The following is a 12,444-nucleotide window of genomic DNA, read 5'->3' as shown; positions in this document are numbered from 1 at the left end:
ATCTAAGAAAAAATCATATTAGTATATGAATAAAGAATATGAATATTCTTTTGGTTATAAAATAACATTAAGCTGTTGCCTTATACTGTTACTGACTATTTGTTTAAATCATTTATTGGTTTTATTAAGTTTTATTATTGGGCATTTTTTTTTACCATGGACATTTCCATTATCTGTTATTTTGGCTGTTATCGTTCTTTTTATTTTAGGAAAGAAATATGAAATTGATAAAAGAACAGTTAAGGTTTCGGTTTTACTAAGTTTTTTTTTTATTGTATTTTCTTTATTGGTTTCAGGATTGTTCTTGGATTTATCGTGGGATGGACAATGGTATCATCAGTCTGCTATTTATAATTTAGCCGAAGGGTGGAACCCTTTTTCAGAACCTATCAGAAAATTTAATAGAAGTAACGATTTATCAATTATTCATTTTCCTAAAGGATCCTGGTATATGGCTGCATCTATATACAGTACTTTTGGTTTTATTGAAGCCGGTAAAGCACTTAATTTTATTGTATTAATAGCTGCTAGCTTATTTTTTTATATAGTATCAAGAAAGTTTAGATTAAGTAAACGAAATAGTTTTATTGTTTCTAGTTTAATTATTTTAAATCCTGTAGTGTGGAGCGAAATTGCAACTTATTTAGTAGATGGTCTTCTTTTTTTGTATCTCAGTATTTATATAGCAGCTCTATTTTCTGTAATTCGTAAATATAATTTTTTACACCTCTTAATTGGTATAATGGCAATAGTTGGATTACTCAATGTAAAGTTTACAGGTATAGTATTTTTAATTATTTTTTCAGGCTTTGGATTTATGTATATTCTATTAAAAAATAAAGCTTTGATTTTTAACTATATAGGGTTTCATACTTTAGCAATTGTATTAGGGCTAATTGTTTTTGGATTCAATCCTTATGTTTCAAACCTGCATAAAAGAGGGAATCCATTATATCCCATTTTAGGATCTAAAGAATATCTAAGTCAACTAGAACAAGGAAAAGACGGGAATGAAAAGCATGAAACACCTTTAAATATGAAAGGTAAATCACTACCGTTTCGTTTGTTTTATGCTCATTTTGGTAAACCAGGAAATGCCCCTTACGATAATCAAGATAATGCAGAATTAGCAATACCTTTTATATCTAGTATTTCAAGTTGGAAAGCCTACCGTTTTCATGAAACTAGAATTGCAGGTTTTGGTCCTTTTTTTAGTGGTATCTTAATTCTTTCAATACTCTATTTGTTTTATTTATTGAGGCATTATAAAAGTAAAAGACTTCTAGTGCTTATAGCATATAGTGCCATAATTAGTTCTTTGCTAATAAGTAAGCATTTTTGGTGGGCCCGTTTTGCTCCTCAAATATGGCTAATTCCTATTATACCTATGCTTATTGGATTATACTCTTTTAAAGAAAAAAAAGCATTTAATTATGGACTCATTTTTTTAATTATGATAAATGCATTAATTGTATTATTTATTCATATTCGTTGGGAAGCTTTAACTACTTTAAAAGTTAAAGAAGAACTTTTATTATTAAAAAAAGAAAATAAATCAATACAAATAAGTCCAAGGTGGTTCAAGAAATCAATTAAAGAGAAATTAGTATTATATGATATAAATTATGAAATGATACCATATAAACAAATTAAGAAAATAGAAGACAAAAAGTATTTTTCAAATGTACCAATGGGTTATCCTGGAGCAATACCTTATATTGAAACTGATAAAACTAAATAAATTATGCAAAGACTAGCTTTTAAAATGAAATTAAATAAAGGACAAAAAGAAGCCTATACTAAACGCCATAATGAGCTATGGCCAGAACTTGAAAAGCTTTTAAAAGATAATGGTGTAAGTGAGTATTCCATATTTTTTGATGAGGAAACCCATACCCTTTTTGCTTTTCAAAAAGTTTCAGGAGATGGAGGTTCTCAAGATTTAGCACATAATCCAATTGTAAAAAAATGGTGGGATTTTATGGCAGATATTATGGACGTTAATCCAGATAACTCTCCAGTCTCAATTCCTTTGGAAGAAGTGTTTTATATGGAGTAAATATAGTTGTTTGTCTGTTTTTCAGGATAGAGCAGGATACTTTTAAACTTTTTTTTCATAATTTTTATATAATTATTCAATTTCGAATATTAAAAAAAAAAGCATGAAAAAAAATACCCCAAACTTAAGTTTCTTAATAAAAAACTTAAGTGTTCTTCTTACGCTGTGTTTATTTCAAACCAGTTTAGCTCAAGTTATTCTAGAAACGGAAGTTAAAATCACAGATTTAGGTCTCCATTTTGATGGTAGTAAAGTTTCTAGTGGCACCTCTAATACAGGAGATAATGCACCATATGATTTTTTCTTTGGACGTAATATTTCTGCTCATGGAGATGCCATAAAAACCTATGGTGATTATGTTTTTATGACGTGGTATCGTGGTGGTAAAGCAGATCGTCATGTTATGCTTACCCGTTACAATACAGTAACCGGTACAATGGCAACTATAGAGTTTCCTCATAGGCATACAGGATATCAAAATCAATACTGGATTGGAGAATCTCATAATACCATAGCTGTTGGTATAAGTCCTTTAGATGGTACAATTCATTTGTTATATGATATGCATGCTTACAGTGCCAGTAGACCATCAAATGGAAGTTTAGCTAACGATTATTTTAGATATTCTTATTCAGTTAAAAATGCGGCATCTCTTCCAGATGCAGATTTTACATTAGATAAGTTTGTTAAAAATTCTAATGATGATTATAAACATTTAAGAATGCCAGGTACTGCTGCTCAATCTGAGTTTGTTGCATTGACCTATCCACGGTTTTTCCAAAATGATGATGGTGACCTTTTCATGCTTATGCGGGAAGGTGGTAATAACAATGGTATGTTTAAGTTTATAAAATACGATGCCAATACAGGAGATTGGGGTAATTTCACAGATTTTAATAGGTTAAATGCTAGAAGCCAACCAGGAATTGATTATAACTGGGGGCTTTACGGTGATATGAAATATGTAAACGGTAAGTTTCGTTTAGGTTTTCAACGTAGGTCACAAAACAATGATGATAAATATCTTTATCAAAACGGTGTGTATTATGCCTATTCAGATGATCAAACGGCTGCTACGGGTTGGAAGAATTATAAAGGAGAATCTTTTAGTCTTCCATTATGGGATGCCGATTTTATGAAAGTCATGGAACCTGGAGATTACGTAGAGACAACAAATCCAAATAGAGTATACATTGTAGGGGGATTTGATTGGACCGTTACCAACAATGGGGATGTACATATTAAGAGTCAGGTACGAGATTTGGATAATAACGTTACTAAAAATTTACACACCTACAAGCCAGCAGGTGCTACAGAGTTTACAACTACAGAAAAATCTATAACAGGATCTTTTTACACCTCAGGGCCTAATGTTTATACAGTAGGTTTAAATAACGGTAGGGTAGTTGTGTACAAAGCAGAAGGCGGAACTGATAATTTTGAGAAGGTTTATGAGGCTACTAGTGGAAAACAGTTTGACCACGGCGTTGTCCACATAGAAAATGGTAAAGCATACTATTACTTAATGGAAGATAAATCGGGTAATGCGCAGCCACTTTATCTTCAGATTATTGATTTAGATATTGTGCAAGAACCGTTTAGAGTATCTTTAACTTCACCATCCAACGGTGCATCTTTTGATATAGGAGAAACAGTTCAAGTTTCGGCGAATGCAGTTGATGAAAATGGCAGTATATCTAAGGTTGAATTTTGGGTAAATGGTTCTTATTTTGGTGAAGACAATAGTGCGCCTTATGCTATAGATTGGTCACCTACTGCTGAAGGAGACTATACACTTCAAGCTATTGCGTATAATGTGAATAATGAAACAGTATCTTCAATTGAAAATACTGTTAATTTTAGTGAATTCGATCCAACAGACCTAACAGGTGATATTTATAGAATTAAGAATTTTGTTACAGGCAAATATTTATACTCTGTAGGTTCAGATGTCGTTGAAAGTGATACAGGCGATAATAGTGCTTCTGGCGATAAGGAATGGGAATTTGTAAAAGCTGGAGAATATTATAATATAGAAAGTAAAAGATCTGATAGGGGAATATTACGAGCAGCTGGCAATCCTCCAAATGATATTATCAATACAGGGTTTTCTGCACCAAGAGAAGATTCGGATAAACAGTTTACCGTTATTTATAACAGTAGTGATGGTACATATCAATTTCGAACACGAAATGGTTCAAATTATATATATCACAACGCCAACGGTATAATTGAACATATTGGAAATTCCGACGACAGGTCTAAATGGGTAGTAGAATCTACAACGCTAAGTGCACCAGAAGTAGAAGCCAATGCTTTTTCAGCGAAGGTTTTTCCTAATCCAGCAAACAATCAATTTACCGTTTTACTTAATGGCGTAAATAAAGCTACTATTGTAATAAACGATATGCTTGGACAAATTATTTATCAAAATACAATAAATTCAAATAGAATTGATATTGATAATAATGGTCGATTTAAATCGGGATTATATTTAATAAAAATAGTTGACGATAATCAAAGGGTTTTCCATTCTAAACTTATAATTAGATAAAAAGTTAAAAAAACATTTTGTTTAAAAAAAGCTAGAGATTCTAAAATCTCTAGCTTTTTTACTTATAAAATTCAGATGAAAAGTAATTCTTATTAAATATTTAAATTTCGAGACAGTACAGGATAGTTTTTATCAAAAAAAATAAGACTTTGGTAGTTAATTTAAGACCTTTTTTAGGGACGTAAAATATTGTTATCTTTTTGTGTTTAATATGAAATTATCAATAAAGTCAAGTTTTCATTTCTTATTATATTGTGTTATCGTTTCGTTACTTTTATGTGTGTCATGTATTAAAGAAGGGATTAATGTACCAATATCCTTAAAAATTTCCGAAGGTTTTAAAAATCCTATAGGGTTTTATAACCCCAATCCAACATTTTCATGGGAATTACCTGTATCAGAACAAATTAAATCCCAATCTGCTTACCAAATAGTTGTAGCATCTTCTAAAGAATTATTATCTAATAATCCCGATTTATGGGATTCTGAAAAACAAAAAAGTAAACAATCAACTTTTGTAAAATATCAAGGAAAAGCACTAAAATCAAGACAAAAAGTATATTGGCAAGTAAGGTATTGGAATCAAGATAAAAAGGCTTCAAATTGGAGCGAAATCAATTCTTTTGAATTAGGTTTATTAAACAATGCCGACTGGCAAGCCAAATGGGTAGGATTAGATACTGCAAAAGATAGCATTAAGGGTGTTCGTAAATTTTTAATGCACAGGCCACAATATTTAAGGAAAGGTTTTGAGTTAGCCTCTGATGTGGCTTTGGCAAGATTATACATTACAGCAAAAGGTGTTTTTGATGTGCATTTAAATGGAAAAGATGTAAGTGACGATGTTATGACACCGGGTTGGACGCCATATAATCACCGTATAGAAACATTGACTTATGATGTTACTGAGCTTTTACAAGCAGGAAAAAACGCTTTAGCTGTTGAGTTAGCTTCTGGGTGGCATTCAGGAAGAATTAGCAGACTAACCGCGCTTTATGATAATTTTTTATCACCTAAAATTTTATTTCAGTTAGAAGTTGTCATGAAAGATGGTTCAAAACAAACCATTGTTTCTGATAAATCTTGGAGAGGAACAACTAATGGGCCCATACGTTTAGCTGGTATTTATGATGGTGAGGTATATGATGCAAATTTTGAAATACCAAATTGGAATATTGCTACTTTTGATGATTCTAAATGGAAATTAGTTGAAACAGAAACTATTTCTAAGGATGTTAAATTAGCTCCAAAAAGACATCAAACTGTAAAATATCAAGGGGTTTTAAAAGATATAGAAATAGTTTCAGTTGATGATAATTCGGCAGTTTTTAATTTAAAACAAAATATAGTTGGCGTACCAAAAGTAAAAGTGCCTATGATAAAAGGCGATACTTTAAAAATACGTTTTTCTGAAATGTTGTTAAAAGACAATACTTTTTACACCAAGAATTATCGTTCTGCAAAGTCAACCGATTATTACGTAGCTGCTAAAAATGAAATTATAGAGTATGTTCCAAAATTTACATTTCACGGATTTCAATTTTTAGAATTAAGTGGTTACGATAAAAATGCGAAACCAGAAGCTTCTTGGGTACAAGGTATAGCGCAGCATTCAGATTTTGAGAAAAACGGAATGTTTACTTCTTCTCATGAAAAATTGAATCAATTACAAAGTAATATTACTTGGGGGTTAAGAGATAATTTTTTCGATATCCCCACAGATTGTCCGCAACGTGATGAACGTTTGGGTTGGACAGGAGATGCACAGGTTATTGCACCAACATCTTTGTTTAACTATGATGTACATGCATTTTGGACGGCTTGGTTGCAAAGTTTAAGAGAAAATCAATCTGAACATAAAGATGGTATGGTGCCTTTTATTGTACCAGATGTATTACAAACCAGAAATGGAAGTTCTGGTTGGGGTGACGTTGCTGTAATTATTCCTTGGGATATTTACAATGCAACTGGCGATATTACTGTGCTTGAAGAAAGTTATGAGTCGGCAAAAAAATGGGTTGGTTACTATCAATCTAAAGTAAAAAAACAACCTTATTTACCAAAGATGCATTCGTTTTCAGATTGGTTGCAACCTTATCCTTCTAAATCTGATAAATTGGGTAATAGAGGTGATACTCCAAAAGACTTAATACATGCCGCTTTTTTTGCACATTCTGCACATTTAGTGTCTAAAATTGCGGTTGTTCTAGGTGAATCAGAGGATGCAAAAAAATATAGAGATTTATACAAAGCAGTTGCTAATGCTTTCGAAAATGCTTTTTTTGAAGAAGGAAAGTTTACAGGAGAAATACAAACACAAACAAGTTATTTACTAGGTATTTATTTTGATTTATTTAAACCAGAAACCAAAATAAAAGCGCAAAAGTATTTATTGGAAGAAATTAAAAATGCCGATTATCATTTAGGAACAGGTTTTTTAGGAACACCAATTTTACCAAAGGTTTTAGATGATATGGGAGAAATAGATTTGATGTATAAAATTCTATTTAAAGAAACGTATCCATCTTGGTTTTATTCTATAAATCAAGGCGCAACCACGATGTGGGAACGTTGGAATAGCTTTAGTAAAGAAGGTGGTTACAATTCACAGCCTATGAATAGTTTAAATCATTATGCCTACGGCGCTATTGGCCAATGGATGTACGAGCGTATCGCTGGTCTAGCATCATTAGAACCAGGTTACCTAAAAATTAGAATTGCACCTTTACCTAATACCGAATATTTAACATCAGCTTCAGCAAGCGTAAAAACACCTTATGGAAAAGCTTCATCATCTTGGAAAATTGAGAATGATTCTTTTAATCTTGATGTTATAATTCCACCTAATACTTCTGCAGAGGTACATATTCCTTATGGTAATAAAGATCATTTATTTGTAAATGGAAGTATTTTTACAGAAAATTCAAATTTAAAATTAATGAGTTCTGATACAAATTCGGTAAAGATTTTAGCAGAACCAGGAACCTATAACTTTCAAACTAAACTTTAAATCATGTTAAAAAAAATGAACTTTAAACATTTTATATATGCGTTATGTGCTAGTGTTTGTTTGAGCTTTACGTCATGTAAAGAACAAGCAACTATAGCAGAAGCTCAAAAATTAACCATTTCAGAAGGGTTTGAAAATCCATTAGGGTTTTATGATAAAGTGCCAAGTTTTTCATGGCAGTTGCCAGTTTCAGAAGGTGTTTTAAGTCAGTCAGCATATCAAATAGTAGTGGCCAGTAGTCCAGATTTGTTACCTGATCATGCAGATTTATGGAACTCTGAGAAACAGCAAACAGCACAATCTACTTGGATCAAGTATGAAGGAGCAGCTTTACAATCACGTCAAAAAGTATATTGGCAAGTTAAATATTGGAATCAAGATAATGAAGCTTCAAAATGGAGTGAAATCAATCATTTTGAGTTGGGTTTATTGAATAATAATGATTGGAAAGCCAAATGGATTGGTTTAGACACGAAAAAAGAAAAGGTTTTAGGAAGTCAAAATAATATTATTCATAGACCGCAATACTTAAGAAAAGGTTTCAAATTGTCTAATGATGTTGCTTCCGCAAGATTATACATTACCGCAAAAGGGGTTTTTGATGTGGCTATAAATGGAGAAGATGTTAGTGATGATGTAATGCCTCCCGGATATACGCCTTATAAAGAACGTATTGAAACGATTACTTACGATGTTACCAATTTAATAGAATCTGGACAAAACACCATAGGTGTTGAGGTTGCTGCAGGATGGCATTCAGGACGTTTAGGTTGGATGGAATCATATTGGAGCGATACAGAAACTCCTAAAATGTTGTTTCAATTAGAATTAATTATGAAAGATGGTTCTAAAGAAATGATTTTATCTGATGACACATGGAAAGGAACAACAACTGGACCGATTCGAGTTTCTGAAATTTACGATGGAGAAACCTATGATGCCAATTTAGAAATGCCAAATTGGACCACTACTAATTTTGATGATAAAACATGGGAGTCTGTAAAAACATTTCCTGTTACGGAAGACATAAGGCTAGAACCTAAAAGACATACCACAGTTAAATCTAAAATTGAATTAGCAACAAAAGCTATTATTGAAAAAGATGGAGCTGCTATTTTTGATTTTCAACAGAATATGGTAGGTGTGCCTTTGCTAAAAGTGCCAATGAAAAAAGGGCAAACATTAAAAGTTCGATTTGCTGAAAAGTTATCTCCAGATGGTACGTTTTATACTGAAAATTATAGAAGTGCGGAGTCAACTAATTATTATACAGCTTCAAAGGACGGTGTGATTGAATGGATGCCAAAATTTACATTTCACGGATTTCAATATGTAGAATTAAGCGGATTTGATACTTCAAAAACCCCATCAAAAGATTGGGTAACAGGATTAGTGCAATATTCAGATTTTGAAGAAAACGGAACCTTTACATCGTCTCACGAAAAGTTAAATCAATTACAAAGCAATATCGTTTGGGGATTAAGAGGAAACTTTTTTGATATCCCAACCGATTGCCCGCAACGTGACGAACGTATGGGATGGACTGCAGATGCACAAGTATTTGCACCAGCGTCTATGTTTAATGCCGATGTATATAAGTTTTGGGCAAGTTGGATGCAAAGTGTTCGCGAATCACAAAGCGATAATGGAGCTATTCCTTGGGTTGTTCCAGATGTTTTATACAACAATAAAGTAAGTGCAGGTTGGGGAGATGCATGTACCATTATACCTTGGAAAATTTACTTAAGAACAGGAGATAAAAAAATCCTAGAAGAGAATTTTGAAACCATGAAAGGCTGGGTGAAATACCACGAAAGTGTTACTAAAAATAACATTTCTTCTATGGGCTTTTTTGCAGACTGGTTACAGCCGCTTCCAGAAAATGGCGACAATAAAGGAGATACATCTAAAAGCTTAATAGGAACTGCATTTTTTGCGCATTCTGCAAACTTAACAGCAAAAACAGCTAAAGCTTTAGGTAAAACTGAAGAATTTGAAAAATATAATGCCATTTATAAAACGGTTGCAAATGCTTTTGAAAACAAGTTTTTTAATAACGGAAAAGTAAAAGATGTCGCAGAAACACAAACCTCTTATTTACTAGCTTTAGCCTTTGGTTTACTTTCTGAAGAGAATAAAGCAAATGCTAAAATACATTTATTAAGAAAAATAGCAGAAGCCGATAATCATTTAAGAACCGGATTCTTAGGTACCCCTTTATTATACGAAGTTTTAGATGCAACTGGTGAATTAGACTTGATGTACAAATTATTATTTAATGAAACTTATCCGTCATGGTTTTATTCTATAAATCAAGGCGCAACCACTATTTGGGAACGTTGGAACAGTTATAGTAAAAAAGATGGTTTTAATGCTCAAAAAATGAATAGTCTAAACCATTATGCTTATGGTGCTATTGGTGAATGGATGTACGAACGTATTGCAGGTATTGCACCTTTAGAGGCTGGTTACAAAACTATTAGAATAGCGCCTGTACCAAAAGAACCATTAACATCAGCGGCAGCTAGTTTAAATACGCCTTATGGAAAAGTAGCTTCTACTTGGGAAATAAAAGGTAATGATTTTAAATTAGAAGTGGTTGTGCCTCCAAATACCACAGCAAAAGTTGTTATTCTAGCTAATACGAAACAAGCACTCTTATTAAACGATACTAACGTTGAAGATAATTCAAACGTAAAATTAACTAATACTGAGAAGGATGCATTCGTATTAGAAGTACAAGCTGGATCATACGAATTTCAATCAAAACTTAAATAATTAAAAATGAAAATAAAATTAGTATCGTTTTTGCTAATCGTATCAAGTTTAGTTTTGAACGCTCAGTCCACAAAATTCAACACGCCTATTGTTGATAACAAAGTTATATTTCAAGAAAATAACGGTATGGTTGCTGTTGAAGCTGAATACTTCAATAAACAGAGCAATTCAGAACTACGACAATGGTATATCACTTCAAAGAATGCTGTATCGAATGTAGGTAGTGATGAAGACGCTCCACATCACATCAATGCAAGTAATAATACTTACGTCGAAATATTACCTGATACAAGAATAACACATTCCGATAAGCTAGTCCAAGGCGAAAACTTTTCCAATAAGGCAGGTGAAATGGGTATCTTGCATTATAAAGTTAGTTTTAGTAATCCAGGACGCTATTACGTTTGGGTGCGTGCATTTAGCACAGGGAGTGAGGATAATGGTTTACATGTTGGATTAAATGGAGAGTGGCCAGAGCACGGGCAGCGCATGCAGTGGTGCGAAGGAAAAAATAAATGGACTTGGGAGAGTAAGCAAAGAACAAAAGAAGTGCATTGCGGTTTGCCAAAAGAAATTTATTTAGATATAGATAAAGCTGGTACTCACGATATTCAATTTAGTATGCGTGAGGATGGTTTTGAGTTTGATAAATTCATTTTAACCAAAGACAGTACTTACACACCAAAAGGCGAAGGTTTAAAAGTAACCACGCTTTGGCCTTTACAATCGTATTACAAACAAATAGCAGCTTCTAATATTGAAAATAAAACCCTACCTATTGATGATTTTCCAATTAAAGGCACAGGGTTTTATAAACACGCTGGAGGTAAATGGCTAGGGATTAATCCAAACAAGCAAAAAGAAGCGCAAACAACAACACCTTTCACGTTTAAAAATGGAAACTATGATTTGGTATTTGTTGCTGTTGGAGAAAATGATGGACAATCAGAATTTACTATAAGAATCAACGATAAAAAATTAGGAACGTTTAAACCGCCATTAACCAAAGATCTATTTGAAGAAGGAGAAAGTAACAACGCCCTCTGGGAAAATATAAAGTTTAAAAAAGGCGATAAAATCACGGTCATTGCCAAAATTGGAAGTGCAGACGGAAAAGAATGGGCAAGAGCACGCTGGTCGGGTATTATTTTTGCCCCAGTTGGCAAAGGAAAAGATGTTATAAAAACACCTTATAATGGAGCGCTAAAAGTGTTACCAAATACAAAGCCAGAGATAAACGCGCCTAAAGGTCGTATTGCTGTTGTTGCTGATGGTAACTCCCCCGACCCTGATGATTTAGGTGGTACAGCCATTACCTTAGCCTTATTAAGAGCCTCAGGTTTAGAAAACACATTGGTACACTACTCTCATAGTTGTGATATTGTTCGTGTTAACAGAATTTCTGAAAAAGCAGAAATGGAACGTCATGCCCTTATGCAAAGTGTTTGCGATGTTACAGCAAGACGATGGGGTGGTTTTGATGGGATTAAATTTTTAGATGCAAAATGGAATATAGATGAAACTACTAAAGATTTAGCTAAAGCCATTAACGCATCAACAGCTGAAGACCCACTTTGGATTATAGAAGCAGGCGAACCGGATATAATTGGTTTTGCACTTGATGCGAGTTCTAAAGACAAACATAAATATGTAAAAGTAATAACACACCACCCTGCTAACGATGATGCGGGAGATTTTTACACATGGCAGCAAATTTTAGATTTTGGAGTTGAAGAAGTTAGGATTCCAGACCAGAACATAAAACTTAAAGTTAATATTGCAGAGTGGGATTGGGCTAGAGACCATAAAGACCCAAGGTTACAACAAGTATGGTTATATGGTAAAATGGCTGAGGTTGATGATGTGGTTAAATTTCAAAAAGGAAAGTGGGATTGCTCAGATGCTGGTATGATATTATATTGGATAACTGGTGCGAATACAAAAAATGGACTAAAACAAGGCACAGTAAAAGATGTAAAAGCGATATTATTGGATTACATAAGCGGTAATAATTAGAATTTTATTTTAAAGTGTAAAAAGGAT

The 12,444-nt window shown here is 32.9% G+C and carries 6 protein-coding genes; all 6 read left to right on the top strand.

Annotated elements, in window-relative coordinates:
- The first annotated feature begins 25 nt into the window (after positions 1-25).
- The 6 genes from Q0842_RS06695 (at position 26) to Q0842_RS06670 (ending at position 12,417) form a co-directional block, all read left to right on the top strand.
- The gene (locus Q0842_RS06695; RefSeq protein WP_298495852.1) at positions 26-1,741 is read left to right on the top strand and encodes a hypothetical protein; all 1,716 of its coding nucleotides are present in this window, start codon (positions 26-28) and stop codon (positions 1,739-1,741) included.
- 3 nt (positions 1,742-1,744) lie between these two features.
- Positions 1,745-2,059, top strand: a complete 315-nt coding sequence (gene rhaM / locus Q0842_RS06690; RefSeq protein ID WP_298495849.1) for an L-rhamnose mutarotase — start codon at positions 1,745-1,747, stop codon at positions 2,057-2,059.
- Between the two features lie 103 nt (positions 2,060-2,162).
- A complete protein-coding gene (locus Q0842_RS06685; RefSeq protein ID WP_298495847.1) occupies positions 2,163-4,613 on the top strand; it encodes an Ig-like domain-containing protein in 2,451 nt (816 codons plus the stop codon).
- Between the two features lie 211 nt (positions 4,614-4,824).
- The gene (locus Q0842_RS06680) at positions 4,825-7,623 is read left to right on the top strand and encodes a family 78 glycoside hydrolase catalytic domain (RefSeq protein WP_298495845.1); all 2,799 of its coding nucleotides are present in this window, start codon (positions 4,825-4,827) and stop codon (positions 7,621-7,623) included.
- A gap of 3 nt (positions 7,624-7,626) precedes the next feature.
- Positions 7,627-10,401, top strand: coding sequence for a family 78 glycoside hydrolase catalytic domain (locus tag Q0842_RS06675; RefSeq protein WP_298495843.1), 2,775 nt, complete (start codon positions 7,627-7,629; stop codon positions 10,399-10,401).
- A gap of 6 nt (positions 10,402-10,407) precedes the next feature.
- Positions 10,408-12,417 (top strand): hypothetical protein, encoded by a 2,010-nt coding sequence (locus tag Q0842_RS06670; protein ID WP_298495841.1) that lies wholly within the window; start codon positions 10,408-10,410, stop codon positions 12,415-12,417.
- Positions 12,418-12,444: the final 27 nt, after the last annotated feature.

This window comes from uncultured Algibacter sp. (assembly GCF_947495675.1).
Lineage (GTDB): Bacteria > Bacteroidota > Bacteroidia > Flavobacteriales > Flavobacteriaceae > Algibacter_B.
This window is presented reverse-complemented; position numbering and strand designations above follow the sequence as displayed.